This is a genomic window from Hyphomicrobium sp. 01T421 (assembly GCF_056398805.1).
Genome location: NZ_JBFTQC010000001.1, coordinates 1 through 26754, shown reverse-complemented (window position 1 = coordinate 26754; position 26754 = coordinate 1). Strand labels below are relative to the sequence as shown.

At 60.9% G+C, this 26754-nt stretch carries 23 protein-coding genes; 10 read left to right on the top strand and 13 right to left on the bottom strand.

The window, feature by feature from the left end:
• The first annotated feature begins 23 nt into the window (after positions 1-23).
• Complete coding sequence (locus tag AC1DK3_RS00115) at positions 24-611, top strand: hypothetical protein (RefSeq protein ID WP_477190279.1); 588 nt, start codon at positions 24-26, stop codon at positions 609-611.
• Between the two features lie 11 nt (positions 612-622).
• On the opposite strand, the gene AC1DK3_RS00110 is transcribed toward AC1DK3_RS00115, so the two are convergent.
• The 3 genes from AC1DK3_RS00110 to AC1DK3_RS00100 all read right to left on the bottom strand — a co-directional run bounded on the left by AC1DK3_RS00110 (position 623) and on the right by AC1DK3_RS00100 (position 3855).
• Complete coding sequence (locus tag AC1DK3_RS00110) at positions 623-1381, bottom strand: lysozyme (RefSeq protein WP_477190278.1); 759 nt, start codon at positions 1379-1381, stop codon at positions 623-625.
• 66 nt (positions 1382-1447) lie between these two features.
• On the bottom strand, positions 1448-2698 hold the full coding sequence (locus AC1DK3_RS00105; RefSeq protein WP_477190277.1) for a CBS domain-containing protein: 1251 nt from the start codon (positions 2696-2698) through the stop codon (positions 1448-1450).
• 188 nt (positions 2699-2886) lie between these two features.
• Positions 2887-3855 carry a LysR family transcriptional regulator gene (locus tag AC1DK3_RS00100; protein ID WP_477190276.1) on the bottom strand — a complete coding sequence of 323 codons (969 nt, stop codon included), beginning with the start codon at positions 3853-3855 and terminating at the stop codon, positions 2887-2889.
• A 117-nt stretch (positions 3856-3972) separates the two neighbouring features.
• On the opposite strand from AC1DK3_RS00100, the gene AC1DK3_RS00095 reads away from it, so the two are divergent.
• The 9 genes from AC1DK3_RS00095 to glnT all read left to right on the top strand — a co-directional run bounded on the left by AC1DK3_RS00095 (position 3973) and on the right by glnT (position 14317).
• Positions 3973-5235: a sarcosine oxidase subunit beta family protein gene (locus AC1DK3_RS00095; RefSeq protein WP_477192837.1), complete on the top strand. Its 1263-nt coding sequence runs from the start codon at positions 3973-3975 to the stop codon at positions 5233-5235.
• 12 nt (positions 5236-5247) lie between these two features.
• Entirely contained in the window at positions 5248-5541 is a 294-nt protein-coding gene (locus AC1DK3_RS00090; protein WP_477190275.1) for a sarcosine oxidase subunit delta, read from the top strand.
• Positions 5538-8525 carry a sarcosine oxidase subunit alpha family protein gene (locus tag AC1DK3_RS00085; RefSeq protein ID WP_477190274.1) on the top strand — a complete coding sequence of 996 codons (2988 nt, stop codon included), beginning with the start codon at positions 5538-5540 and terminating at the stop codon, positions 8523-8525. The genes AC1DK3_RS00090 and AC1DK3_RS00085 overlap by 4 nt, the downstream gene beginning before the upstream one ends.
• On the top strand, positions 8518-9051 hold the full coding sequence (locus AC1DK3_RS00080) for a sarcosine oxidase subunit gamma (RefSeq protein WP_477190273.1): 534 nt from the start codon (positions 8518-8520) through the stop codon (positions 9049-9051). The genes AC1DK3_RS00085 and AC1DK3_RS00080 overlap by 8 nt, the downstream gene beginning before the upstream one ends.
• A gap of 158 nt (positions 9052-9209) precedes the next feature.
• On the top strand, positions 9210-9863 hold the full coding sequence (locus AC1DK3_RS00075; protein ID WP_477190272.1) for a helix-turn-helix domain-containing protein: 654 nt from the start codon (positions 9210-9212) through the stop codon (positions 9861-9863).
• Between the two features lie 119 nt (positions 9864-9982).
• Positions 9983-10879: a class II glutamine amidotransferase gene (locus AC1DK3_RS00070; RefSeq protein WP_477190271.1), complete on the top strand. Its 897-nt coding sequence runs from the start codon at positions 9983-9985 to the stop codon at positions 10877-10879.
• Between the two features lie 23 nt (positions 10880-10902).
• Entirely contained in the window at positions 10903-11589 is a 687-nt protein-coding gene (locus AC1DK3_RS00065) for a GXGXG domain-containing protein (RefSeq protein WP_339086130.1), read from the top strand.
• A complete protein-coding gene (locus AC1DK3_RS00060; RefSeq protein WP_477190270.1) occupies positions 11589-12926 on the top strand; it encodes an FMN-binding glutamate synthase family protein in 1338 nt (445 codons plus the stop codon). Before AC1DK3_RS00065 ends, AC1DK3_RS00060 begins: the two co-directional genes overlap by 1 nt.
• 83 nt (positions 12927-13009) lie before the next feature.
• On the top strand, positions 13010-14317 hold the full coding sequence (glnT, locus tag AC1DK3_RS00055; protein WP_477190269.1) for a type III glutamate--ammonia ligase: 1308 nt from the start codon (positions 13010-13012) through the stop codon (positions 14315-14317).
• Positions 14318-14413: 96 nt separating this feature from the next.
• On the opposite strand, the gene hrpB is transcribed toward glnT, so the two are convergent.
• From hrpB to AC1DK3_RS00005, 10 genes are all read right to left on the bottom strand, one after another.
• Positions 14414-16882, bottom strand: a complete 2469-nt coding sequence (hrpB, locus tag AC1DK3_RS00050) for an ATP-dependent helicase HrpB (protein ID WP_477190268.1) — start codon at positions 16880-16882, stop codon at positions 14414-14416.
• Between the two features lie 43 nt (positions 16883-16925).
• Positions 16926-17600, bottom strand: a complete 675-nt coding sequence (rpe, locus tag AC1DK3_RS00045; RefSeq protein WP_477190267.1) for a ribulose-phosphate 3-epimerase — start codon at positions 17598-17600, stop codon at positions 16926-16928.
• A gap of 22 nt (positions 17601-17622) precedes the next feature.
• Complete coding sequence (locus AC1DK3_RS00040; protein WP_477190266.1) at positions 17623-18498, bottom strand: phosphoribulokinase; 876 nt, start codon at positions 18496-18498, stop codon at positions 17623-17625.
• 39 nt (positions 18499-18537) lie between these two features.
• Positions 18538-19581, bottom strand: coding sequence for a class 1 fructose-bisphosphatase (locus AC1DK3_RS00035; protein ID WP_477190265.1), 1044 nt, complete (start codon positions 19579-19581; stop codon positions 18538-18540).
• 228 nt (positions 19582-19809) lie between these two features.
• On the bottom strand, positions 19810-20547 hold the full coding sequence (locus AC1DK3_RS00030; RefSeq protein WP_477190264.1) for a proteasome-type protease: 738 nt from the start codon (positions 20545-20547) through the stop codon (positions 19810-19812).
• 25 nt (positions 20548-20572) lie between these two features.
• Positions 20573-21385, bottom strand: coding sequence for a transglutaminase family protein (locus AC1DK3_RS00025; protein WP_477190263.1), 813 nt, complete (start codon positions 21383-21385; stop codon positions 20573-20575).
• Between the two features lie 10 nt (positions 21386-21395).
• Positions 21396-22343, bottom strand: a complete 948-nt coding sequence (locus AC1DK3_RS00020) for an alpha-E domain-containing protein (RefSeq protein WP_477190262.1) — start codon at positions 22341-22343, stop codon at positions 21396-21398.
• A gap of 7 nt (positions 22344-22350) precedes the next feature.
• Positions 22351-23745 (bottom strand): circularly permuted type 2 ATP-grasp protein, encoded by a 1395-nt coding sequence (locus AC1DK3_RS00015; protein WP_339086982.1) that lies wholly within the window; start codon positions 23743-23745, stop codon positions 22351-22353.
• A 217-nt stretch (positions 23746-23962) separates the two neighbouring features.
• Complete coding sequence (locus AC1DK3_RS00010) at positions 23963-25165, bottom strand: MFS transporter (RefSeq protein WP_477190261.1); 1203 nt, start codon at positions 25163-25165, stop codon at positions 23963-23965.
• Positions 25166-25240: 75 nt separating this feature from the next.
• On the bottom strand, positions 25241-26754 hold a 1514-nt coding region (locus AC1DK3_RS00005), incomplete at its 5' end, for a formate--tetrahydrofolate ligase (protein WP_477190260.1).

Here is a 26754-nt window from a genome sequence, read left to right as displayed (position 1 = left end):
TCTGAAATCCGAGGGGAACGAACATGGTGACTAATACGGATACCATTGCCCGTTTGATTGCCGCGGACACGCTGATGCGTGGCGAGCGGCAGCTCCTTCGCAATCAAATTCCCGTACCCCAGGAGGCAGGCGACGACGCGGCGCGTACCATTGCTCCGCCCATCTCGCACAACGACAAAACCATGGCGCCCGTATTGCTGACGCTGCTCGACGAGCAGCTCGGCGCTTCGGTCGCCCCTGACGCAAACCGGGCCGCCGCACGCGGGCAAGACGTGCCATCAACGCCGAACCGTATTGCTGCCCGTTATGCCGAAGACGATTCGGTTTTTCGGGCGGATCTGCCGGCCAATGGAACGGCATTGCCGCTCGGCCAACACTACCCGCAGATCGCCCAAACGGTATCGTCGCTCGATCTTCAGACGTTCATGCAGCGGTTTTTGATGGGCAAGGTGAAGAGCATTCCCGCGGATGGCGGAAGCGCCCGCAGCGGCGAGCGCGGGTCTAAATCCGACGACGCGCCTCAGCCAAGCCTAGCAACGATTAAGTACGCGGCGATTGCTGTCGTCGCGGTGATGGTCGCGATTGCCATCGGCATGAGATTCTTCGGCTAGCCGGCTTCGCCTCAACCGGTGCTTACCCGAACATCATTTTCCGGGGTTTTCTGATCGGTCCGGCGTTCCGACTTCTTGGTGTCGTCGTCGTCCTCACGTCTCGCTGCCGCAGTCGACATATGCGACAGCAGCGACAGGAGTACCTGGTCGCTGGTGAGGCTGGCGAATGCCGTGGGGCCGGAATCGATCGATGATGCCGCGGTCGACTGAACCACGGGCCGCGGGGCTGCCACGACCGTTGCCACGGAAGGCGCGTCGGAGACCGAGTTCTGCACGGTCGCCGCGCCGCTTGCTGCCGCGGCCATCGCTGCAAGACTTGCATTGGCGACCTGCGCGGTCGGCCCTCGCACGGTCAGCTCTCCCTGGCCGAACCAGGCGACTTCCTGCAGCCGCCGCTGCACGAGACCGTCCAAGACGTTGCCGCCGGCCTTATTGTATTGGAGGAAGAGCGAGCGCGCGGTATCGAGATCGCCACTCGCGACGGCTTGGCCAAGCCCGCTTTTCGACCAGGCGGTGCCTGCGTTGTACGTCAGAGACGTCAATGCGGCTCTGCTGCCGTCGTCGAGACCGGGCGCAAACTTATCGACGAAGTCTGTCGCCTTTTTTATCTCGTCCGAGAAGCGCCGCTCGGCCTCGGCCTGATCGATGACTTCGCCCGCGAAGCGCGCACGTGTGCCATAGCCGTTGGAGTTCTGGGCGTAATCCCAACGGGCCTTGGCTGTGTAGCCTTCGAACTGCTTTATTGCATCAAGATAGCTTGGCTCGACCATACCAGTTGCTTTGGCATGGAGACCTTGCGGCAAGCTGGTGTCGGGAGTTTGCCCGAGGACTACGGTCTAGCGCCGCGACCGGGCGACATCTCTCAGCACGCTCGCTTCGAGTTGTACCTCGTCCAACCGGTGCTTCAGGACGTCACCGATACTGATGAGGCCAACGACCTTGCCTTCCACGACCACGGGCAAATGACGGATGCGCCGCTGGGTCATGATGTTGGCGACGGCTGCCACACGGTCTTCGGGGGCGCACGTGACGACGGAGCGGGTCATCAGGTTGGCGACGCGCATCTGTGGCAAGTCCATGCCGAACTCGTCGATGCCGCGCGCCAAATCTCTTTCGGAAATAATCCCTTCGAGACCGCCCTTGTTGTCGAGAACAAGCATCGCGCCAACGGATTCTTTTCTGAAGCTATGCGCCAAGGCGCGCATCGTGGCGGTTGCCTCGATGGTTTTAACTGCAGACCCCTTGGTCTTCAGAATGTCTGAGACCTTCATCTGATCGCTCCAATCAAGTCCCGTCAGCCCTTCGCATTTGCTTGCGTGCAGACGGTGTAAAGCCGCTAAAAGATCTTCCCGGTCCTCCGCGGTCAGCGGATCGTGCGGATTTCGATCGCGCGCCGCCAAGAGGCTCGTGAGATCGTCCACAAAGACCGAATCCTCGCTGAAGGCCGGACTTTCCCGACAGAATGCGCTTCTCGTCGTGATGACAGCATAGCCCGCGGCCTTCGCAGCCAGCGCGCCGCGGCGTCCACCTTCGATGACGAGGGTGTGCTTGGGATCGACGCCCAACTCGGTGCGGGCTTCGGTGTAAAGCCTATCGCACTCACCCTTTCCGGCCTTATCGCCGGAGATGACGGCATCAAACAGCGTTCGTCCACGATCGCCGAGAAGCGTGGTGAGCAGGCGCTCGGTATCTTTGGGGTCGAGAAGTGAAACAAGGATGAGGCGGATCCCGTCACCGCGTCCAGCGATGATCAAGTCGCGAATGCCGGGACGGGGTTCGACCGCCGTCGTGGAAAGCATCTCGCCAAAGATTTTCGAAGCGCGGCGATGCATGGCCTGAACGAGGTGTGAGAAATCCTCAGTCTCAGGCTTACCTCGAAGGATAGAGCGTACGTAGTGCGCCATTCGCGCTTCGCCGCCGCCAAGCTTGGCGGTGAGGGCAAATCCCTCGCGGTCGCATGACCAATCAAAGCCAGCTTCGGAAAACGTTTGTGCGAACGCTCGCCGGCGAACGTCTTCCGTTTCAGCAAGAGCACCATCTGCTCGAATGATGATCGACTGCAGCGTCATCTGCCAGCGATTATCCAATCTGGATTTCAAGTATCCGAGGAAGGTACTCCTGGTTTTGAACCGCGCCAACGCGACGTAAAGTCAGGGAGATCCGCCATTAACCCGGCCCAATTGCACCGCGGAACTATTGATCTCACGCGTTGCAGTGCAACAGCGGGCGCGGTGCCTCGCAGGTTGCTCAGAGGGCTCTCGGTTAGCTTAACTCGTTAAGCCCGGAGATCTTCGTCCAGCCACGGCATGGCGTTTCGGAGCGGAGCAAGGGTGGACGCTTCGAGGGACGATTTGCAGGCCTTCGTCAGGTCGCGGGGAAGGGTTCCAAGTTCTTGCCTTCGGCTGACCAGCGTTAAGGTTCGCTTAAGTTTTGGACCGGGCAACGGAACCGTCCGAACGTCGCTGCTATCGAGGCCGGCTTCGGCAAGGCAAATCGGCGTCGTTATCGCGAAGCCTTTGCCTCGCGCGACCATGTCGCTCACGCCAAACGGCGTATCGAATTCAAGACCTTGCGGGAGGTCGATATTCAGGCGGCGGAGATGGCGTTCAATATCGATGCCGGTCTTCGAACGGGCGCTGTAGCGAATAAACGGAAGTTTCTCCGCACACGTCTCGAGGTCCGCTACAGAGCGCGGGCTTTTTTGCTTTAGCGGCAGCACGAGTATGTAGGGCTCGGTAACGATCTCATGGCGGTCGAAGCCTTCGACGTCGCTCATATCGTCGACGCCGATGAATAGGTCGAGGTTTCGCGTCAGAAGCGCACCGGCGTGCGCAGACGTCAATCCGGATTGCACAGACACGTGATCGGCGTGAGTGACGAGAAACGACGCAAGCGGCCCGGTTAAAGCCCGCGACAGGCTGTCAACCAATCCGGCGCGGATCAGCGCGAGGCGGCCGCGGGAGGTGTGCCGGATTGCGGTCGCAATTTGCCGGGCTTCGGAGACGAGGGCGGACGCGCGCTGCCGCATCAATTCGCCGGCGGGGGTCAGAGCGAGCGGGCGGACACTGCGGTCGAACAGCTTCACGCCGATCCGCTGCTCGAGATCGGCGATGGCTTGCGAGATCGCGGGCTGCGTCATCGCGAGGCTCTTGGCGGCAAGCGCCATCGAGCCCGCCTCGCAAACACCGAGGAACGCTTCGAGGACGTGAAGATCGAACGGGAGCCGGGCAGGGCGTATGGTCATGGCCGCGTAGTATAAGTATTTCTTATATTAGCGTCAATTACGCGCCGATATATAAGCATGAGCGTTGATACACGGCGGGCTGGACTCTCTGGCGCGCGTGAAAAAACAGAGCATCTCATGCCGCGCTCAGATCGCTATTCCATCTTATCGGTTTTTCTTGAGGGCCTCCGCGGGCAAACCGGGTGGGGTCCCACCTGGCGCAAGGCGTCTCCAAAACCCAGCTACGACGTCGTCATCGTCGGCGGCGGCGGGCACGGCCTCGCGACGGCCTATTACCTCGCAAAGAGATACGGGCTGACCAACGTCGCGGTTGTCGAAAAGGGCTGGATCGGTTCCGGCAACGTCGGCCGCAACACGACGATCGTTCGCTCCAATTATCTCCTGCCGGGCAACATCCCGTTCTACGAGACGAGCATGAAGCTCTGGGAGGGGCTGGAGCAGGACCTGAACTACAATGCGATGGTCTCGCAGCGCGGCGTCCTCAATCTTTATCATTCCGATGCCCAGCGCGACGCCTATGCGCGGCGCGGGAATGCGATGCGCCTTCACGGCATCGATTCCGAACTGCTCGATCGCGAAGCGGTCCGCTCCATGTATCCGTGGCTCAACTATGATAGCGCCCGTTTCCCGGTCCAGGGCGGCCTCCTGCAGCGCCGCGGCGGAACGGTGCGGCACGATGCTGTAGCCTGGGGTTATGCCCGAGGCGCCGACCGGCTCGGCGTCGATATCATCGAGAACGCCGAAGTTACCGGCTTCCGCAGAGACAACGGCAAAATCACCGGGGTCGAGACGACTCGCGGCTTCATCGGGGCCAAGAAAGTCGGACTGGCCGTTGCCGGCAATTCCTCGCGCGTCGCGGCGATGGCCGGCTTGACGCTGCCGATCGAAAGTCATGTTTTGCAAGCCTTCGTGTCCGAAGGCATCAAGCCCTTCATCGACGGCGTCGTGACGTTCGGCGCCGGACACTTCTACGTCAGCCAATCGGACAAGGGCGGCCTTGTCTTCGGTGGCGACATCGACGGCTACAATACCTACGCGCAGCGGGGTAACCTTCCCGTCGTCGAGGATGTCCTCGAAGGCGGGATGGCGCTGATGCCGCGTATCGGCCGGGTGCGCCTGCTGCGCTCCTGGGGCGGCATCATGGACATGAGCATGGACGGCTCACCGATCATCGACCGGACGCCGACCGATGGTCTCTATTTCAACGGTGGCTGGTGCTACGGCGGCTTCAAAGCAACGCCTGCTTCGGGCTTGTGCTTTGCGCACCTTATTGCCCGCGACGAACCGCACGAGGTAGCGCGAGCCTATCGCCTCGATCGCTTCCGCACTGGTCACATGATCGATGAGAAGGGCATGGGCAATCAGCCCAACCTGCACTGAAGGCGAGCCAACATGCGCATCCATTGCCCCCATTGCGGCGAACGTAGCCTCGACGAATTCTCCTATCTCGGAGATGCGGTCGTGCGCCCCGATCCCGCGTCACCGAATGCCCAAGACGCGTTTTACGCATACGGGTATGAGCGGTCCAACGTCGCCGGCCCGATGCAGGAACTCTGGTATCACGCTGCGGGATGCCACGCTTGGCTCGTCGTCACACGCGACACGCGCACTCATGAAATTTCCGAAGTCAAATCCGCTCAAGAGGTCGCCCTCGCGCGGCAGAAAGTTGCGGGCACGGCGCAATGACACAATCGGCTCAAACTTCACGACTCAAGAATCGCGGGCTGATCGACCGTTCGCAGCTTCTCGATTTTACTTTCGACGGCGTTCCCTACACGGGCTACGCGGGCGATACGCTGGCTTCGGCGCTGCTTGCGAACGGTGTTCGCCTGGTCGGCCGTTCGTTCAAGTATCACCGTCCGCGTGGCATCCTCACTGCCGGATCGGAAGAGCCTAACGCGCTCGTCGAGCTTCGTTCCGGCGCGCGCCGCGAGCCCAATACCAAAGCGACCACCGCTGAACTTTTCGGCGGTCTCGAAGCGAAGAGCCAGAACCGCTTTCCGTCCTTGTCGCTCGACCTTCTCGCGATCAACGGCCTCGTGTCGCCGTTCCTCTCGGCCGGCTTCTACTACAAGACATTCATGTGGCCAGCCGCCTTCTGGGAGAAGCTGTACGAGCCGATGATCCGGCGCGCGGCCGGTCTTGGCCGGGCTGCGCAAGAAGGTGATCCCGACAGCTACGATAAGGCCAACGCGTTCTGCGACGTGCTCGTCGTGGGATCCGGCCCCGCCGGATTGATGGCGGCGCTTTCGGCCGCGCGAGCAGGCGCACGGGTCATTCTGGCTGACGAAAGCTTTGCTTTCGGCGGAAGACTGCTCAGCGACGCTCGAACTGTCGACGGCAAAAGCGGCGCAGACTGGGTCACGTCAGTCATCGCGGAATTGAAGTCTTTCCCCGGCGTCCGATTGCTGCCGCGAACGACCGTCTTCGGCGCCTATGACACGGGGACATACGGCGCCGTGGAACGCGTCACCGATCATGTTGCCATCCCTGCGGCGGGTGTGCCGCGGCAACGGCTTTGGCGTATCGTCGCGAAGCATACCGTCATCGCCCAGGGCGCGGGGGAACGTCCGATCGTATTCGGCAATAACGATCGTCCCGGCGTTATGCTCGCGAGCGCAGTGCGCACCTACATCAACCGGTTCGGCGTGGCCCCCGGCGAAACGGCGGTCGTGTTCTCGAACAACGACGAAGCTGCGAGCACGATCGAAGATCTTGTGAGCGCCGGGGTTACGGTCGCGGGTCTCGTCGACACGCGTACTGCGCTGCCGCCCGCAATCAAAACGTTGGCGCGCAAGCACGGAATTCGGGTGTTCGAGGGCGCCGTCGTTGCCGATGCGCTCGGTGGTTCTCGCGTCACGGGCGCGCGCATCATCGCTTCCTATGGCACTCCGCAAACCGTCGCGTGCGATCTCATTGCCGTCTCCGGCGGTTTCAATCCCAATCTTCAAGTCACGACGCATCAAGGCAGCCGTCCGCAGTGGCGGGACGACTTGGCAGCTTTCGTGCCCGGCGCATTGCCGAAGGGAATGGCCGTTTCAGGCTCTGCAAAGGGCACCTATGGCCTTGCTTCCTGCCTCAAGGAAGGTGCGCAGGCCGGTGCGGCAGCTGCCGCCGCAGGTGGATTTGTAGCAACGGCTGCGGCCATCCCCTCGGCCGATGACGAGCCAACCGGCGTCTCTGCTTTCTGGCACGTCGAGAGTTCGAAACATAAGGCGTTCGTCGACCAGCAGAACGACGTTACGGCGGCCGACGTTCGCTTGGCGGAACGCGAGGGTTTCCAATCCGTCGAGCACTTGAAGCGCTACACGACACTCGGCATGGCGACCGATCAGGGTAAGACTTCGAACGTCAACGGCCTTGCCATGCTGGCGGCGCTGACGGGGAAGACCATTCCGGCGACCGGCGTAACGGCGGCGCGTCCGCCATACACACCGGTAGCGCTCGGAGCCCTTGCCGGCGAACATCGCGACAAGCATTTCAAGCCGACACGTCTCACGCCTTCGCACGATTGGGCAAAAGAGAGAGGCGCTGTCTTCATCGAGACGGGCCTATGGCTCAGGGCTCAGTATTTCCCGAAGCCCGGGGAAACCGATTGGCTCACCACGGTCTGCCGGGAAGTGACTACGGTCAGGAACGCCGTCGGCGTCTGCGATGTCTCGACGCTCGGCAAGATCGAGATTCATGGCACCGATGCAGGCAAGTTCCTGGATCGCGTCTACATCAACATGATGAGCACGCTTGGCGTCGGAAAAGCGCGCTATGGCATGATGCTGCGCGAAGACGGCATTGCGATGGACGACGGAACCGCCGCGCGCTTCGCGGACGACCACTACTTCATCACCACGACCACCGCGAACGCGGTCAAGGTTCTTCAGCATCTCGAGTTCTGCCGCCAATGGGTATGGCCCGAACTCGATGTGCAGATCGTCCCGGTGAGTGATCAGTGGGCCCAGTATTCCGTCGCCGGGCCCCGCGCCCGCGATCTTCTCGCGAAGATCGTCGATGCTCCATTCGATATTTCGAACGCAGCATTCCCGTACATGGCGGTGGCCGAACTCACGGTGCTTGGAGGCATCAAGGCGCGGCTCTATCGTCTCTCGTTCTCGGGCGAAATGGCATACGAAATCGCCGTTCCGGCACGGCATGGCGACCTCTTGATGCGGACACTCATGTCGAAGGGCGAAGAATTCGGAGTTACGCCCTACGGCACCGAGGCGCTTGGCGTCATGCGTATCGAGAAGGGGCACGTCGCAGGTCCCGAGCTCAATGGAACAACGACCTGTGCCGATCTCGGCCTTGGCAAGATGGCATCGACGAAGAAGGACTTTGTCGGCCGCATTCTTTCGCAACGGCCGGGCCTCGCCGATCCTAACCGGCCGCGCGTCGTCGGTTTCAAGCCTGTCGACAAATCGGCAAGACTGAGAGGCGGAGCGCATTTCATCGGCAAGGACGCCGAGCCTGCCGCCCGGAACGATTTGGGCTTCATGACGTCGGTCGCGTTCTCGCCCTCGCTCGGCCACTGGGTCGGCCTCGGGTTCCTGGCGGGCGCCGAATCGCGAATGGGCGAGATTTTGAGGGCGGTCGATCCGGTTCGGAACGGCGACATCCTCGTCGAAGTGGTTTCGCCAGTGTTTTATGATGGTGAAGGAGCGCGCCTGCGTGTCTGAGCTAGCCAACAACGTCAAAAATCCGAGCCTTGAAGCTTCCGAGCGGACAGGCGTCACGGTCACTCATGTCGCCGCCCGGCGAGGCGCTCGCGCTTCATTGGACGACGCTGCCCGCGCGGTCTTCGGAGTTTCTCTCCCGTCGTCGCCGAAAGCGGTCGAAGCCAAAGGCGCGCTGATCGTCTGGACGGGTCCAGATCAATGGCTCATCGTTCAGAAAGACGAAACCGGTCTCGACCACTACGCTGAACTTGCAAAGGCATTCAATGGATTGGCTTCGCTCGTCGACGTTACTGATAGCCGAACGATTTTTCGAATAGCCGCCTCGCGCCCGTTCGAAACGCTTTTAAGAAGCATGGGAATTGATTTCCACGACAACAGCTTCCGGCCGGGAGATGTTGCAATCACGCACGTCTCACATCTTGGTGTGATCGTCTGGCGGCTTCCGGATGGTACAGCGTACGATTTCGCCTGTGCCCGCACGTATTCGAGGGATTTTGCAGATTGGCTTCGCAAAACGGCGGCCTAATACGATAGCCATCGTTCAATAGCGGGGCCTTTTTCGGGCCCTGCGTCCTTCAGGCAATAGACAATTTCAGTTCGGGTAGTGGAATAATCACTCCCGACGTGCGAATTTATTTTTTTCCTATAATGATTTGAACCGCCGTATCCGGCGGAAGGCCGTTCATGTCAGATAAAACACGTAAAAATCCTATTGCGCTGCTCGAGCCGGAACCTCTTGCTACGGGATCGAATGCACCCGGCGCGGCCGAGCACACACTCGAGCAGGCCATCGGTCATCAGGTTCGACACCATCGTAAGCATGCCGGATTGACGGTCGCTGAGCTCGCTACTGCGTCGCAGATATCTCCCGGCATGTTGTCGAAGATCGAAAACGGTCAGATTTCTCCGTCACTCAGCACGTTGCAGATGCTCGCTTCTGCATTGAACATCCCGCTGACAGTGCTGTTTGCCTCGTTCGAACAGCGGCGCGATTGTTCTTACGTGAAAGCCGGCGAGGGCGTGGTGATACGCCGGCGCGGGACGAAGGTCGGACATCAGTATCAGCTTCTCGGCCACTCGCTCGATGGCCCCGTCGTCATTGAGCCGTATCTGATCACGCTGACGGATGATGCAGTTGCCTACACGGGTTTCCAACATGAAGGCGTCGAATTCATCTTTATGCTGACGGGTGAAGTCGAATACGCGCACGCAGACCGCAGCTATCATCTGCGCCCAGGTGATGCGATCCTTTTCGATAGCGCTGCTCCGCATGGTCCGGCGCGCCTGGTGACAACCCCGATGTCGTACCTTTCCATCATCATTTATCCGCGCCCCTGACGAACCCCGTCCGGCCCCACATTTCTTTTGAAGAAAACTTCTTTCTCCTGAGTTGACAACTTAATGGCGCGTCATTATGGTCCAGGTCCGTTCCTTCGTGGCCCGGTCTGGAGGCAATCATGTGTGGCATCGTCGGACTATTTCTAAAGAACCCAAAAATGGAGCCACAGCTCGGCCAGCTACTTTCTGGCATGCTGTCGACGATGTGCGAGCGAGGGCCTGACTCGGCCGGGTTCGCCGTCTATGGCTCCGGTACTGAAGGTCGATCGAAAATCACGCTGCAGTCCGCGACTGCTGCGGAAGACTTCGCGAAGCTCAATGCAGCTCTCGCGAAGGACAAGAAATTGGACGCGAAGCTCGCCACGAAGGACACACACGCTGTTCTCAGCGTTCCGTCGGATAAGCTTAATGCCGTCCGCGCACTGCTGAGCTCAGACTTCCCGTCAATCCGCATCATGGCGACCGGCGAGAATATCGAAATCTATAAGGAAGTCGGCTACCCGACAGAGGTCGCCAAGCGCTTCGATCTCGCTCACATGTCGGGCACGCATGCGATCGGCCACACACGCATGGCCACCGAGTCGGCTGTGACGACGCTCGGCGCGCATCCCTTCTCGACCGGCGCGGACGAGTGCCTCGTGCACAACGGCTCGCTTTCGAACCACAACAGCCTGCGCCGCGAACTCATTCGCGACGGCATGAAGTTCAATACAGAGAACGACACCGAAGTCGCCGCTTCCTATCTCACATGGCGCATGAAGCAGGGCATGAACCTCGGCGAGGCGCTCGAGAAGAGCCTCGACGATCTCGACGGCTTCTTCAATTTCGTCGTGGGCACGAAGGAAGGGTTCGGCGTCGTACGCGATCCAATCGCGTGCAAACCAGCAGTCATGGCGGAAACCGACGACTACGTCGCATTCGGTTCCGAATATCGCGCACTCGCAGGCTTGCCTGGAATTGATAAGGCGAAGGTCTGGGAACCGGAACCGGCAACCGTCTACTTCTGGCAACGCTGATGCAGCAGCTTATTGGGGAACTTATGCGTACGTTTGATCTGGCACAGAGCCCGTTGCGCGAACTTAATGAAGCGCTGCACCGGCAGACCGATGGCTCCAACGAAGCTCAGTGGGAAGTTCTTAACCCACGCGGCGGACATGCCATCGCTGTTGGTGTCGACGCTCCCATCAACGTCGATGTCCGCGGTAGCGTCGGATATTACTGCGCGGGGATGAACAAGAAGGCGACCGTCACCGTACACGGCTCGGCTGGTCCGGGGGTTGCCGAAAACATGATGTCGGGTCGCGTCGTCATTAAAGGCGATGCGAGCCAATACGCCGGTGCCACGGGCCGGGGTGGTCTCCTAGTCATCGAAGGCAACGCGTCCTCGCGCTGCGGCATTTCGATGAAGGGCATCGATATCGTCGTTAAGGGCAATATCGGTCACATGTCTGCCTTTATGGCGCAGTCCGGTCACCTAGTCGTTCTCGGCGATGCCGGCGACGCTCTCGGAGATTCGATCTACGAAGCGAAGCTGTTCGTTCGCGGCAAGGTGAAAAGCCTTGGCGCCGACTGCATCGAGAAAGAGATGCGGCCCGAGCATCAGGAGGCACTTACGAACCTCCTCAAGAATGCCGGTATCAAGGACGCCAAAGCTTCGGAATTCCGGAGATATGGCTCTGCACGCAAGCTCTATACCTTCAACATCGACAATGCGGATGCTTACTGATGTCGCCGAAAATCCCGCTTACCACACCTCGTCCCTCGGCCACATTCGATGATTACACGCTGTCGGAAATCCGGCGCGCGGCATCGACTGGCATCTACGACATTCGCGGAGGCGGCGCCAAGCGCCGTGTCCCACACTTCGACGATCTTCTGTTCCTCGGCGCATCGGTATCGCGCTATCCGCTCGAAGGTTACCGCGAGCGGTGCAGCACCACCGTTACGCTCGGCACGCGGTTTGCCAAGAAGCCGATCGAGCTCAAAATTCCGATCACGATCGCAGGCATGAGCTTCGGCGCATTGTCGGCGAACGCGAAGGAAGCGCTCGGCCGCGGCGCGTCGATTGCCGGCACGTCCACGACGACGGGCGACGGCGGCATGACGCCCGAAGAGCGCGGCCAGTCGAACACACTTGTCTATCAGTACCTGCCGTCTCGCTATGGCATGAACCCCGACGATCTGCGCAAAGCAGATGCGATTGAAGTTGTCGTTGGTCAGGGCGCGAAGCCCGGCGGCGGCGGCATGCTTCTCGGCCAGAAGATTTCGGATCGCGTCGCCGAGATGCGCAATCTGCCGAAGGGCATCGACCAGCGCTCGGCTTGCCGTCATCCAGATTGGACGGGTCCGGACGATCTCGAAATCAAGCTCTTGGAAATTCGAGAAATCACCGACTGGCAAAAGCCGATCTACGTGAAGGTCGGTGGCACGCGTCCCTATTACGATGTTGCTCTTGCTGTCAAAGCAGGCGCGGACGTCATCGTATTGGACGGCATGCAGGGCGGCACCGCTGCCACGCAGGAAGTGTTCATCGAGCATGTCGGCCTGCCGACACTCGCCTGCATTCGGCCAGCCGTTCAGGCTTTGCAGGATCTGGGCATGCACCGCAAGGTTCAGCTCATCGTTTCGGGCGGCATTCGTAACGGTGCCGACGTCGCCAAGGCGCTAGCGCTTGGCGCTGACGCCGTCGCGATCGGCATGGCAGCGCTCGTCGCTCTGGGCGACAACGATCCGGCGCTCGATGCCGAGTACGCGAAGATCGGCACGAGGGCCGGTTGCTATGATGATTGGCACGAAGGCCGCGATCCGGCGGGTATCACAACCCAGGATCCCGAACTCTCGAAGCGCCTCGACCCTGTGCGGGCCGGACGCCGTCTCGCCAATTACCTGAAGGTTATGACGCTCGAGGTGCAGACCATCGCTCGCGCGGCAGGCCACAACAACATTCACAATCTCGAACCTGAAGACCTCTGTGCGTTGACGCTCGAAGCGGCCGCTATGGCTCGCGTACCTCTGGCTGGAACGTCATGGATTCCTGGAGTGAACGGATCGGGCGGCTTATAAGCTGCCCCTTTTTTTGGACTTCGCTCGGGAAACAACAAAAAAAAACGCACGAATTAAACAAATCAAGCGTCGAGGAAAGACCCATGGCTCAAGATCTCGCCCAGCTCGCCAAAGAGCGCGGCATTCGCTACTTCATGATCTCTTATACAGACCTCTTCGGTTCACAGCGCGCCAAGCTCGTTCCAGCGTCGGCGATCGCCGACATGCAGAAAGACGGCGCGGGCTTCGCTGGCTTCGCGACTTGGTTCGACATGACGCCTGCGCATCCCGATCTCTTCGGTTTGCCGGATGCGGCTTCGGTCATTCAGCTGCCGTGGAAGAAGGACGTCGCGTGGGTCGCCGCTGACTGCGTGATGGAAGACAAGCATGTTGCGCAGGCGCCGCGGGTTGTTCTGAAGAAGGTCATGGCGGAAGCCGCCGAACTCGGCCTTTACGTCAAAACCGGCGTTGAAGCTGAATTCTTCCTGATTTCTCCGGATGGAACCGAGATATCGGATAGCAAAGATACCGCTGCAAAGCCTTGCTACGATCAGCAGGCCTTGATGCGCCGTTACGATGTCATCGCAGAAATTTGCGATTACATGGCCGAACTCGGCTGGGGTCCGTACCAGAACGATCACGAGGACGCGAACGGCCAGTGGGAAATGAACTGGAACTTCGACGATGCCCTGCTCACCGCGGACAGGCATTCGTTCTTCAAATTCATGACGCGCTCGATTGCTGAAAAGCACGGCTTGCGCGCAACGTTCATGCCGAAGCCCTTCCCCGGACTGACGGGTAACGGGTGCCATGCTCACATCTCCGTCTGGGACAAAGACGGCAAGACGAACATGTTCTACGACGGCCACGATGAAATGGGCCTCTCCCAACAGGGCTACAACTTCCTCGGCGGCATCATGAAACATGCCTCATCTCTCGCAGCGATCACCAATCCGACGGTCAACTCGTATAAGCGGATCAACGCACCGCGCACGACGTCAGGCGCAACGTGGGCGCCCAACTCCGTCACCTGGACCGGCAACAACCGGACTCATATGGTTCGCGTGCCGGGCAAGGGGCGCTTCGAGTTGCGTCTACCGGACGGCGCCGCCAATCCTTATTTGCTGCAGGCCATCATCATCGCTGCGGGCCTCGACGGAATTCGCACGAAGGCCCACCCCGGCAAGCGGTACGATATCGACATGTACCAGGACGGGCATACGGTGAAGGATGCTCCTCTCCTGCCGCTCAACTTGCTCGATGCGATCCGCGCCTTCGATAATGACGCCTCGCTCAAGAGCGCTCTCGGCGACGAATTCTCGGCCGCTTACATCAAGCTCAAGATGCGTGATTGGAATGCTTTCGCGTCTCACTTCACGACGTGGGAGCGGGACCACACGCTGGATTGCTAGTTCTACCGTTCGTGTTCCTCCACGAGCTACTACCCCCGGCCGCCGCTTTGGCCGGGGTTTTTTCTTGCCTGCTCGTGCTCGGGTTAAAAGCTCCCCTCAAGTTCCTCGGGGCTTCGCTCGCGCCGTCGGCGTCGCGTTCGCAGGATCCTCAGGCCAGACGTGCTTGGGGTATTGGCCGCGCATGTCGGCTCTCACCGCTTTCCAAGAACCTGCCCAGAAGCCCGGCAGATCGCGCGTGATTTGAATGGGGCGATGCGCGGGCGATAGCAAATGCAGCGTAAGCGGCAGGCGGCCGCGCGCGATGGCCGGATGGTTTTTCAATCCGAAGAGTTCCTGCACCCGAATATGAAGCGCGGGCGCGTCCGCTACATCGTAATCCAACGCGAAGCTATTTCCGGTCGGCGCCGTGAAATGCGTTGGGGCTTCGGCATCGAGGCGCGAGCGCATCTGACGGGGTAGCACTGAGCTCAGTGCGCTCTCCAAGATATCGGCGTTGATCTCGGAGACCCGTGACTTACCCGCTAAAAACGGGCTCAGCCATTCCTCGACAGTCGCGGTCAGCGCTGCGTCCGACAAGTCCGGCCACGTATCGTCGCCTTTACGCAAAAACGCGACGCGACTACGAAGCTGAAGCTGCGCTTTCGTCCACGGCAAAGCCTCCGCTCCGAGATCCGCTACGCCTCGAGCAAGCGCGGCAGAGACGTCCTCGTCAGGACGGAGCGAGCGCGGCTCGCTGCTCAGCGCGATGGCGCCAAGGCGGCGGGTACGGCGCGCGCGTACGGCGCGTGCTTCCTTGTCGAATAGGACTTCATCACTCGCTTCTATCCGATCGGCGGCGAATGCTTCGATCTCAGCTTCATCCGTCGCGACTGCGAGCATGATCCTGGTCGCTGCCGCTCGCCCCTGCAGTTCAGCGACAACGAGAAAAGGTGCGGACGCCAAATGATGGCTGTCGTCGGTAATCCCGGCCCTGCCGTTCGCAAGCAGAAAGCTGCCGCGCTTTCCCCGGTTCTTGGCGATGCGCTCAGGATACGCCAAGGCGAGAAGTGCTGCGGGGGAGAGCTCTTTTGATGCGCCTGCGCCGTTGTTTGATGCTCGCGCCCATTGCCGGGATAGGGCGCGCATGCTCTCGGCACGTTGCGACCGGTCGCGGCGGAAATTTTCGAGGCGTACCGCGAGATCGAGGTCGTTACCGCCGATACCACGCTCGACGAGGATCGCTGCGAGGTCCGCAGCGGTCGGCGCATCGCCGCTCTCGCCGGCTTTGAGCACCATGCGCGCCAAACGGGGCGGCAGCGGAAGCGCCCGGAGGCGTCTCCCTTCATCCGTGATGCGGCCATCCCGGTCGAGCGCATCGACAGCCTGGAGGTCGGAACGTGCGGCGGCAAGCGCGCCTTCGGCCGGCGGATCAAGCCACGCCAGCGATCGCGGATCGCTCGCACCCCACTCCGCACAATCGAGCATCAGGCCGGAAAGATCGGCGGAACGGATTTCAGGTTCGGCGAACGGTACGAGGCCTTGCGTCTCAGGCTCCTCCCACAACCGATAGCAAACGCCGGGCGCCGTTCGCCCCGCACGCCCGCGTCGCTGATCGGCGGACGCGCGCGAGACGCGCACGGTCTCGAGCCGTGTTATTCCGACATCGGGCTCGAAGCGCGGCACACGCGCGACGCCGCTATCGACGACCACGCGGACGCCTTCGATGGTGATCGACGTTTCCGCTATCGACGTTGCGAGAACGACTTTTCGGCGGCCGTTCTTCGCGGGCGCAATGGCACGATCTTGCGTGGCTGGGTCGAGCCCGCCGTAAAGCGGAACGAGGTCTATCTCCGGCGGCAATGCGCGCGCACTCAAGCGCTCCGAGACGCGTGCGATCTCGCCTTGACCGGGAAGGAATACGAGGATGGACCCTGTGTCCGTTGCGATTGCACGCTGGACAGCATCGACAACGTCATCCTCGATGCGCTGCGCGCGGCGGCCGAAGTGGCGGGTTTCTACGGGAAAAGCCCGGCCTTCGCTCCGGATAATCGGAGCATCGCCGAGCAGCTTCGCGACGTTCGCGGCTTCGAGCGTCGCCGACATCACCAGGATTTTGAGATCAGGCCGAAGCGCGGAACGTGCGTCGAGCGCCAAAGCAAGTCCGAGGTCAGCGTCGAGCGAGCGCTCGTGGAATTCATCGAACAGTACCGCGGCGACGCCCGAAAGCTCGGGATCGTCGAGGATCATGCGCGTGAACACGCCTTCCGTCACGACTTCGACCGCGACGTGGGGGCCCGTCTTGGAATTGAGCCGCGCGCGCAATCCTATTTGATCGCCGAGGCGGCTGCCGATGTTTGCCGCCATGCGCTCGGCTGCGGCTCGCGCCGCAATGCGACGCGGTTCGAGAACGAGAATTTTGCCGCTGCCCCTCCACGTTTCATCGAGGAGGGCGAGCGGCACGCGCGTCGTCTTGCCGGCGCCGGGTGGCGCCACGAGCACGGCCGCGCCACTCGATCGAAGCGCCGCCTGAATATCGGCGAGCACGTCATCAATCGGCAGTGGTTCGGAAAATTTGGTTTGGGTCATAACCAGCCGAAATACGCTCGCGGCCTGCGAATTCAAGCGCGTCTTAGGCCTCGAGCCGGGTCGCAGACCTTATGGCGTTTATGTTGCTGCGATAACTGGCTTCGCTGCCGCCTTTGAAAACGGCCGAGCCCGCGACCAGGACGTTCGCGCCGGCTTCGACGACTTGCCGCGCCGTCTGGGGCGTTACGCCGCCGTCAACCTCGATGTCGATCGGGCGTGAACCGACCATCGCCTTAATGCGGCGAATTTTCTCGACGACCGCGGGGATGAACGATTGGCCGCCGAAGCCTGGATTGACGCTCATCACCAGAATGAGATCGAGACGATCGAGAACGTATTCGATCACGTTTTCTGGCGTGCCCGGATTGAGCGATACGCCGGCCTTCTTGCCGAGTGCTCGTATCGCCTGCAGCGATCGATCCAAGTGGGGACCTGCTTCAGCGTGGACGGTGATGATATCGGCGCCTGCGGCTGCGAAGTCCGCGAGGTAGGGATCGGCCGGCGCGATCATCAGATGCACGTCGAAGATTTTCTTCGATGCGCCGCGAACGGCTTTTATGACCGGCGCGCCGTACGTGATGTTCGGCACGAAGTGTCCGTCCATCACGTCGCAATGAATCCAATCGGCGCCCGCCGCGTCGACGGCGCGAATTTCGTCGCCGAGCTTGCTGAAGTCGGCCGAGAGAATGGACGGGGCGATCAAGAGAGGGCGAGACACGAAAGACCTTTCGAGGGTTCGATCACATCACTCGGCGGCGACGTTCGACGAGTTGCAGGATCAGCGGCGTCAGAATGAGCTGCATTGCCAGATCGAGCTTACTACCAGGAATTACGATCGAATTGGCCCGCGACATGAAGCTGTCGCCGATCATCGACAGGAGATACGCGAAATCGATGCCGCGTGGCTCCTTGAAGCGGATGATAACCATCGATTCATCAGGCGTCGGTATCCAGCGCGCGATGAAAGGGTTCGACGTGTCGACGGTCGGGATGCGCTGAAAGTTGATGTCCGTCTGCGTAAACTGCGGGCAGATGTACTGCACGTAGTCCGGCATGCGTCGTAGAATCGATTGCGTCACGTCTTCGGTCGTATAGCCGCGCTCGGTTCGGTCGCGCTGAATCTTTTGGATCCATTCGAGATTGATCACCGGTACGACGCCGATTTTCAGGTCGGCGTGACGCGCAACGTCGCTTTCGCCGGTCACGATCGCGCCGTGGAGGCCTTCATACATCAAGAGATCGGTGTCGGGCTCGATCTCGGTCCAAGGCGTAAAGCTGCCGATGGGCGTGCCGAGCGCCCGCTGCTCCACATCATCATGGATGTAATGACGGATGAGGCCCTTGCCGCTCTCCGAATAAGTTTGAAAGAGCGTCTCGAGTTCCTCGATGAGATTTGCCTCGATGCCGAAGTGGCTGAAATTGGGGTTTCCGCGCTTCGCCGCTTCCTTCATCGCCTTTTCCATGCCGCAGCGATCGTAGCGATGAAAAGCGTCGCCCTGCACGAAAGCCGCGCGCACGTGCTCGCGACGGAAAATGTTTTCGAAGGTCTGCCGCACCGACGTCGTTCCCGCGCCTGAAGAGCCGGTGACGGATATGATCGGATGCTTAATCGACATTGCGGAGACTCGATGCGCTGCGGTTCACGGTTGGAAAGTTCATGGCAGCGCCCGGAACAGGCCGCGGCGCCCGAATAGCGGTGAGCGATCGCCCTTGAATTCCTGGCCGCTGTAAATGCGCATGACCCTATCCACCTCATCGCGTGAGCCGCAGATCAGCGGCGTTTTCTGATGGAGGGCGGCCGGTACGACATCCAGCACACGCTCTCTTCCTGTCGTCGCGCGTCCGCCCGCCTGCTCCACGATCCAGGCCAATGGATTGGCTTCGTAGATCAGGCGAATGCGACCTTGATGGAACCCCTTCCGGCGATCGCCAGGATAAAGGTAAATTCCGCCCCGAGTCAGGATCCGGTAAATGTCCGCCACCGGCGAGCCTGTCCATCGCATGTTGAAATCATGGCCGCGGGGTCCGTTGGCGCCGTTCTCGCAGTCGTGAATATAGATGCGGATCGGGTCGTCCCAGTGCCGAGCGTTGGAAGCGTTAATGGCGTACTCTTCAGCCTCCGGAGGGATCGCGACGTTCCGTGTCGTCAGACGATAGGTGCGTGTCTCGCGATCGAGTGTGAAGATCTGCGTGCCGTGGCCGACCGTCAGCGCCAATACGGTCTGCGGGCCATACACGAAAAAGCCGGCTGCGAGCTGGTGCGAACCCGGCCGGAGAAATGCCGCCTCACCGGTCGACGACGGATGACGCGGAAGAACCGAGAAGATGGTTCCGACGGAAACGTTCGCGTCGACGTTCGAGGAGCCGTCCAGCGGATCGGTGGCGACCAAGAGTGGCGCGTCGTTTCGAAATGCGATCGGTTGTTCTGCTTCCTCGGAAGCCAGCGCAGCGACGGGCTGGGCCTTCAACGCCTCGATGATCAAGCCGTTGGCAATGACGTCGACTTCCTTCTGCTCGTCGGACTCGCCCGCACGCGCAACGACCCGGCCAAGCTTGGCGCTGAGCGCGCCCCGAGCGACAATCTCTGAGAGGTTCACACTCGCTTCTGCGATCGCGAGGACGGTGTCTGCGACTTGGCCGCGCGTGCGGCCATCCAGCGTCCAATTCGAAAGATATTCCTTGAGTGTCGCGAGACCCATTATGCCCTTCCAGCGCTCACCTGCCCTTCGCCGCGCCAGTCACATCTAAGCTTACTTGATGGACAGAAGCGAGGCTGCAGTTTCAGCCTGAACTGTGCATAAGCAAGTCGCCTTTTTTTTGCTGGGGTGCAACATAACTCCGCACGAGCGGAGGGTCACAAGGACGCGCCTCCACCGAGTTGCTGCGGTTTATGGACGTTAATCAATCGCGGCAGCAACCGACGCCGATCAGACGTCAAACTCCTCGATCTTGGAGAATGCCTGTCGCAGTGCATCGGACCACGAACTGGAGAGCTGGCGAAAATATTCGTCGTCCGCGCTGATGCGCTTCTCGCGCGTCACGTCGAGTGAATCGCGCTCGTAGATGACGAGATCGATCGGCATGCCGACGGAGAGGTTCGATCGTAGCGTGGAATCGAACGACAGGAGCATGAGCTTCGCCGCTTCGCCGAGCCGCATATCGGAGCGTGCGACGCGATCGAGGATCGGCTTGCCGTACTTATGCTCACCGATTTGGAAGAACGGCGTATCGTCCGTCGCTTCGATGAAATTGCCTTCCGGGTAGATCTGAAAGAGGCGGGGCCGTTCGCCTTTGATCTGACCGCCGAAAATGAAGTTGGTATTGAAGCCAAGCTTGCTTGCTTCGAGGGCCGGCCCATCGATGCGTCGCGCCTCGCGAATGGCGTCGCCGACGACGCGCGCGGCGCGGTACATGTTGGGCGCGGTATAGAGCGTTGCCACATCGTCGCCGGCTTCTTCTTCCGCGAGGTGCTCATTCAGCAAACTGACGACGGCTTGCGTCACCGCAAGATTTCCGGCGGCCAAAAGAACGAGCACCCGATCTCCCGGGCGGCGCCAGATCTGCAGTTTTTTATACTGGGCAATGTTGTCGACGCCGGCATTCGTACGGGTGTCGGCCGCAAACACTAATCCGCACTCCAGGCGGAATGCTACGGCGTATGTCATACAAGATCTCCGGACCCGCAGGCGGCTACTGTTGCTGGCTGCTCTGCTGCTGAACTTCGACGATTACGTCAAGCTCTTCGTTTGCGATGCCCCTCCGGGAGCCGCGAATGGGAGCTGCATATGTCGCATCCAGCCCCGAGGCGAGCCGTACATATTTCTCGGTCGGACATATCCGATTGGCGGGGTCGAAGCCAACCCATCCCAGCCCTTCGAGCCACACTTCCGCCCAGGCGTGATTGGCGTCGGCGGGCTCGTCGGCTCCCGTCAGGAAATAGCCGCTCACGTAGCGGGCCGGAACATTAAGTGCTCGTGCGGCTGAAATGAAGACGTGGGCGTGATCCTGGCAGACGCCTTCGCCGTCCCTCAATGCTTCGGCGGCGGTCGTATGCGCATTCGTCGCGCCGATCCGGTATTCCACGGCGTCGCGTACGGCATGCATCAGGTTGTGCATTCCCCGAATGTCGAGCTTGGCGCCTGCGGCTCGGCAGAGGGCGCGAATTTCGTCGGTCGCGGCGGTCTTCGCAGTCTGGCGGCGGTAGACCCTGATGGGCGCCGGATCGGAGAAACCGCGTACGACGCCGGCGCGATCTTCGGTCTCGACGACACCCTTGGCGATAATCAGAGACTCGCAATGCTCTTCAGTGCAGGTCGTAAGCTGCACCATGTTGCCGAAGCCGTCGCGAAAGGCCTTCGCGGCGTCGATGCCTGGAGCGCTGACGCGCCATTCGACTACGCGCTGGCCTTGAAAAGTCGGCGGCGTCAGACGCAGAGCGAGAATGGAATATTTCGTCGGCTCGCTATAAACGTAACGCGACACATGCCCAATCGAAATACGCATCGCCGGACCCTCAATCGCTGAAGTGATAAGCGGCAGAGATCTCGTTACCGAGCTTGTTGTTTCGCCCTATGAAGTCTTGCACGAACTCGTGCAACCCAGATTGAAAAATGTTTTGCATGTCGGCTTCGAGCAGCAGATCGCGCGTCGATTCCGCCGTGATCTGGCAGTCGTGTCTGACGCCATAAAAGACCGCGAGGTCACGAAGGGCGACCGTCAGCTCGTCGTAGCATGAGCGAAGAGAGCGCGGCATTTGACGATTGAGAATCATGAAATCCGCGATCTTGAGCGGGCGGTAATGATCCTTGAAGACCCAGCGATAACTGCGATGCGCCGACACCGAACGCAACAGCGCCGCCCACTGATAGTTATCCTTCTCGCTGCCGACCATCTCACTCGACGGCAGGAGATGATAATATTTGACGTCAAGAATACGTGCCGTGCTGTCGGCGCGCTCGATAAACGTTCCAACTTGGCTGAAATAAAACGTATCGTTGCGCAAAATCGTATTCAGTAGAGCGCCGCGATAGAGCGCGGAGCGCGAGCGCACCCAATCCAGAAGCTCGGGAAGCGAGTTCGACGTGACAGTCGCCGGACGGATCGCTGAGAATTCAAGCCAGGCGCTGTTCAAGCTTTCCCACATTTCGCGGGTCAGTGCTGTCCGCTGAGCGCGGCCGTTGCGGCGGGCGCTCGCGAGGCAAGATGCGATGCTCGACGGGTTCGACGTGTCGAAGAGCATGTAGTCGATGACGTTCTGGGACAAAAGTTCCCCGTGCCGCTGCACGTAACCTTGTAAGCAGCCCGCGCTTTCGAGCGTCGAGCGCCATTCCTCGTGAAAGCTTTCGCCTTCGCGCGGTAGAAGCACGATGCGATAGCCGACCTCCAGGAGGCGAGCGATATTCTCCGCGCGCTCGATATAGCGCGACAGCCAGTAAAGATCGTTTGCCGTACGTCCAAGCATTCCGAAGCTATTCCTGCAGCACCCATGTGTCCTTGGTGCCGCCACCCTGGCTCGAGTTGACCACCAGCGAACCCTTTTTCAGAGCAACGCGTGTCAACCCACCCGGCATTAGCCGCACCTGATCGCCAATGAGCACGAAGGGACGCAAGTCGAGATGCCGGGGTGCAACGCTCGAGTCGGCGAGCGTTGGACATGTCGAAAGCGAAAGCGTCGGCTGGGCGATATAATTACTTGGATTAGCGACGAGCTTCGCCCGGAAAGTCTCGATCTGATCCTTCGTAGACTTCGGACCGACGAGCATACCGTAGCCGCCGGACCCGTGAACTTCCTTGACGACTAGCTCCGCCAGATGTTCGAGGACATACTTGAGGCTCGCCGGCTCGCGGCAGTTGTATGTTTCGACGTTGGCGAGGATCGGCTGCTTGCCGGTGTAGAACTCGATGATCGCCGGAATATAGCTGTAAATCGCCTTGTCGTCGGCGATGCCAGCGCCCGGAGCGTTGACGATCGTCACCCGGCCGGAACGGTAGACATCGAATATGCCGGGCACGCCAAGCAGCGACGTCGGATCGAAGACGAGCGGGTCGAGGAAATCGTCGTCGACGCGGCGATAAAGAACATCGACGCGCTTCAGGCCCTCGGTCGTCTTCATGCGGAGAAGACCGTCGATAACGACGAGATCGGAGCTTTCGACCAGTTCCACGCCCATCTGGTCGGCGAGGAACGAGTGTTCAAAATAGGCGCTGTTATACACGCCGGGCGTCAGCAGCGCGATCGTCGGCTCGGCGTCGAGGTTTCCGGGCGCGACGCTTTCGAGCGTCTTCAGGAGCGCGTCCGGATAATTTTCGACCGGCCTCACCCGATTGCGGCTGAAGAGGTCGGGGAAGAGATGCATCATCGTCTCGCGGTTCTCCAGCATATAGGAGACGCCGGACGGCGTGCGGGTATTGTCTTCGAGGACCATGAACTCGTTCTCGCCGGTGCGGACGAGATCAACGCCGATGATGTGACTGTAGACGCCGCGCGGCGGGTCGACACCAATCATCTCCGGTAAAAAGGCCGAGTTCTGGGTGATGAGCTCTTCGGGGATCTTGCCAGCCTTCAGGATCTCCTGCCGGTGGTAGATGTCGTACAAAAACGCGTTGAGCGATCTGACGCGCTGCTCGATGCCAAGCTCGAGACGGCGCCATTCCTCCGCTGCGATGATCCGTGGAAGGATGTCGAAAGGGATGAGCCGTTCGCCGGCTTCCTCGGCGCCGTAAACGGCAAAGGTGATGCCCGACCGGCGAAAGAGCACCTCCGCCTCGGCCGACTTCTGTCGAAGCGTGTCGAGATGTTGAACGCCGAGCCACTCGGCGAGCGCGCGATAAGGTGCACGAACCTCGCCGCCGAAGCCGTTCATTTCGTCGAATGCCGCGACCAAGACCACCCTCCAGTCACGTTTCTTTTCGGATAGGCATCGCAAAGGCTAGGCCAGTTTACGGAAAGCCCGGAAACTCTGGACCTTAGTACTCAGATCAGCATCAATTTGCTTCCGAAATATGCAGCGCACGGCATTCGAAGCATAAAATTCCGGCATTGCTCAGCACGCACCGGCCCCTGCCTGGAAGCGTGAACGATTACAAGCGTGCCGTGTCGTTGATCCCTGGGACGGGCGCGGCCGACCTCGATTTCAGACCCCATGCCGTCAGAACGCCGAGCATCCCCATTACAGTTCCCGCGACGAGCATCGTCGCCAGCGTACCCGCGCTGCCGAGCCCAATCCCGTACGCCAACGGACCGAAGGCTTGGCCAAGGAAGACAAAGAATGCGTGCGCGGCCACGCCTGAGCCGCGATGGCTGGGCGCAAGTTCGGTCGCCTGCGTCTGCAGCGAGTTATGGATCATGTAGAAGCCGACGCCGACGATGACGAAGATCGCCATTTCCGCTGGCCAAGAGGTTCCGAATGACAGCATCGCAAGACCGAGGCCGGAAACGACGCTGCCCGCCATGATCAAGTTGTAAAGCCCGAGCCGGCCCAGCATCAGGCGCACCATGATGGTATAGATGAAGCCGCCGAGCGCGAAACCCGAGAGGACGAAGCCCGCTTCTCTCAGGCCGCCGGCGCCGCGCTGCTCGAGCAGAACCGCGACGTAAGGGAAAAGGCCGAAGATCACGATGCCTTCTACAAACACCGCAGCGAAGCAAACGACGGATAGTGGATTGGCGAACACCACCCGGTAGCCATCGATGAACTCGCCGCGGCGACGTTCTTGCGACCGGGGCGGAACGGGCGGCCGCAACTGCCACACCGTCACGACAAGAGCCGCCAGCGTGAGACCCGCCGCCACCAGAGTGGAGATCCGCCAACCGAACTCGGATGCCACGAAACCGGCGCCGATCGAGCCAGCAAGGTTGCCGGCGATGATGGCCGTCAGGACGCGCGACAACGCAATCTGGCGCTCGTTCATGGCGAACGCGTCGCCAACAATCGCAAACGCCAAAGGAATGATGCCGCCCGCAGCCGCGCCTCCGACGAGGCGCGTGAGTGCAAGCATATCGAGCGTCGGCGCGGCAGCGGAAGCCGCCAAGCACAACGCAAGCATCAGAAGCGCGATCTTGATGATGCGCGCTTTGCCGACGGCGTCGCCCAGCGCACCGAGGACCGGCTGGGCGAGCGCATACGGAAAAGCGAAGAACGACGCCAGCATCGCGACGGACGCGGCATCGACGCCGAGGTCGCGAGAAATGTCGGGCACAACGGGATCGATGATCCGCATCGACATCGAGCTGACAAAGCAGCTCGCGGCAAGGATAGGGAGAAGGCGAGTCTTTGATGGCACCGGCGACTCCCCTGCGGGGAGCCGGCCGCCGGTGCGTAAGCTTGTGGTTGGGACCGGCAACACCCCTTGCGGTTTTTAGAACAGTCCCTGGATCTGGCCCTTGTCGTCGAGGCGGATCGAGTCTGCTGCGGGAACCTTCGGCAGGCCCGGCATCGTCATGATCTCACCCGTGACGACGACGATGAACTCGGCGCCGGCGGAGAGTCTCAGCTCGCGGATCGGCACGATGTGGCCCGCAGGCGCGCCGCGCTTCGAGGCGTCGGTCGAGAACGAGTACTGCGTCTTCGCCATGCAGACCGGGAAATGCCCGTAGCCTGCGGCCTCGAGATCCTTGAACTGATTTTCGACGCTCGCATCGCAGGAGATGTCGGCGGCGCGATAGATTTCCGTCGCGATCGTCTTCACCTTGTCGCGGAGCTTCATGTCGTCGGGATAGAGCGGCTTGAAGTTCGCCTTGCCTTCGTCGATTACCTTGACGACGTGATGGGCGAGCTGCTCCGTGCCCTTGCCGCCATCGGCCCAGTGCGTGCACAGGAACGCCTTCGTGCCCATGCTTTCGGCTGCCTTCTGAACCTCGGCGATTTCGGCGTCGGTGTCGGTGATGAACTTGTTGACCGCGACGACGGCCGGCACGCCGAACTTGTTGACGTTCTCGATGTGGCGCTTGAGGTTTTCGCAGCCCTTGGCGACCGCTGCCGCGTTCTCGGTTTTGAGATCGTCCTTGGCGACGCCGCCGTGCATCTTCAGCGCCCGCACCGTGGCGACGATGACGACAGCGGACGGTGCGATGCCGGCCTTGCGGCACTTGATGTCGAAGAACTTCTCCGCACCCAAGTCGGCGCCGAAGCCGGCTTCGGTGACGACGTAATCGGCAAGCTTCATCGCCGTTTTCGTCGCCAGCACCGAGTTGCAGCCGTGCGCGATGTTGGCGAATGGACCGCCGTGGATGAAGACCGGGTTGTTCTCGAGCGTCTGCACGAGGTTGGGCTGCAGGGCGTCCTTCAAGAGGACCGTCATGGCGCCGTCGGCCTTCAGATCGCGGGCGCGGACCGGCTTCTTATCGCGCGTGTAGGCGACGACGATGTTGCCGAGGCGGTTCTCGAGATCTTTCAGATCCTTGGATAGACAGAGGATCGCCATGACCTCGGACGCAACGGTGATGTCGAAGCCATCCTCGCGCGGGAAGCCGTTCGAAACGCCACCGAGAGAATTGACGATTGAGCGCAGCGCGCGATCGTTCATGTCGAGAACGCGCTTCCAGCCGATGCGYCGCTGATCRATGCCCAGCGCGTTGCCCCAGTAGATGTGRTTGTCGATCAGCGCCGAGAGCAGATTGTGGGCGCTGGTGATCGCGTGGAAGTCGCCGGTGAAGTGGAGGTTGATGTCTTCCATCGGCACGACCTGGGCGTAGCCGCCGCCCGCCGCGCCACCCTTGACGCCGAAGCACGGCCCGAGCGACGGCTCGCGCAGCGCCGCGATCGCCTTCTTGCCGATGTGGTTCAAGCCGTCGCTGAGGCCGACGGTCGTCGTCGTCTTGCCCTCGCCCGCCGGCGTCGGGCTGATGGCCGTCACCAGGATGACCTTGCCGT

Excerpts from the sequence above, each read along its gene's own strand:
- AC1DK3_RS00085 (WP_477190274.1), top strand. The coding sequence starts at position 5,538 with ATGACACAATCGGCTCAAACTTCACGACTCAAGAATCGCGGGCTGATC.
- AC1DK3_RS00075 (WP_477190272.1), top strand. The coding sequence starts at position 9,210 with ATGTCAGATAAAACACGTAAAAATCCTATTGCGCTGCTCGAGCCGGAA.
- AC1DK3_RS00095 (WP_477192837.1), top strand. The coding sequence starts at position 3,973 with ATGCCGCGCTCAGATCGCTATTCCATCTTATCGGTTTTTCTTGAGGGC.
- AC1DK3_RS00020 (WP_477190262.1), bottom strand. The coding sequence starts at position 22,343 with ATGCTTGGACGTACGGCAAACGATCTTTACTGGCTGTCGCGCTATATC.
- AC1DK3_RS00035 (WP_477190265.1), bottom strand. The coding sequence starts at position 19,581 with ATGGGTCTCGCGACACTCAAGGAATATCTTTCGAATTGGACGCTGGAT.
- AC1DK3_RS00030 (WP_477190264.1), bottom strand. The coding sequence starts at position 20,547 with ATGACATACGCCGTAGCATTCCGCCTGGAGTGCGGATTAGTGTTTGCG.
- AC1DK3_RS00070 (WP_477190271.1), top strand. The coding sequence starts at position 9,983 with ATGTGTGGCATCGTCGGACTATTTCTAAAGAACCCAAAAATGGAGCCA.
- AC1DK3_RS00060 (WP_477190270.1), top strand. The coding sequence starts at position 11,589 with ATGTCGCCGAAAATCCCGCTTACCACACCTCGTCCCTCGGCCACATTC.
- AC1DK3_RS00015 (WP_339086982.1), bottom strand. The coding sequence starts at position 23,745 with ATGAACGGCTTCGGCGGCGAGGTTCGTGCACCTTATCGCGCGCTCGCC.
- AC1DK3_RS00090 (WP_477190275.1), top strand. The coding sequence starts at position 5,248 with ATGCGCATCCATTGCCCCCATTGCGGCGAACGTAGCCTCGACGAATTC.
- AC1DK3_RS00025 (WP_477190263.1), bottom strand. The coding sequence starts at position 21,385 with ATGCGTATTTCGATTGGGCATGTGTCGCGTTACGTTTATAGCGAGCCG.
- hrpB (WP_477190268.1), bottom strand. The coding sequence starts at position 16,882 with ATGACCCAAACCAAATTTTCCGAACCACTGCCGATTGATGACGTGCTC.
- AC1DK3_RS00040 (WP_477190266.1), bottom strand. The coding sequence starts at position 18,498 with ATGTCGATTAAGCATCCGATCATATCCGTCACCGGCTCTTCAGGCGCG.
- AC1DK3_RS00115 (WP_477190279.1), top strand. The coding sequence starts at position 24 with ATGGTGACTAATACGGATACCATTGCCCGTTTGATTGCCGCGGACACG.
- AC1DK3_RS00065 (WP_339086130.1), top strand. The coding sequence starts at position 10,903 with ATGCGTACGTTTGATCTGGCACAGAGCCCGTTGCGCGAACTTAATGAA.
- AC1DK3_RS00110 (WP_477190278.1), bottom strand. The coding sequence starts at position 1,381 with ATGGTCGAGCCAAGCTATCTTGATGCAATAAAGCAGTTCGAAGGCTAC.
- glnT (WP_477190269.1), top strand. The coding sequence starts at position 13,010 with ATGGCTCAAGATCTCGCCCAGCTCGCCAAAGAGCGCGGCATTCGCTAC.
- AC1DK3_RS00100 (WP_477190276.1), bottom strand. The coding sequence starts at position 3,855 with ATGACCATACGCCCTGCCCGGCTCCCGTTCGATCTTCACGTCCTCGAA.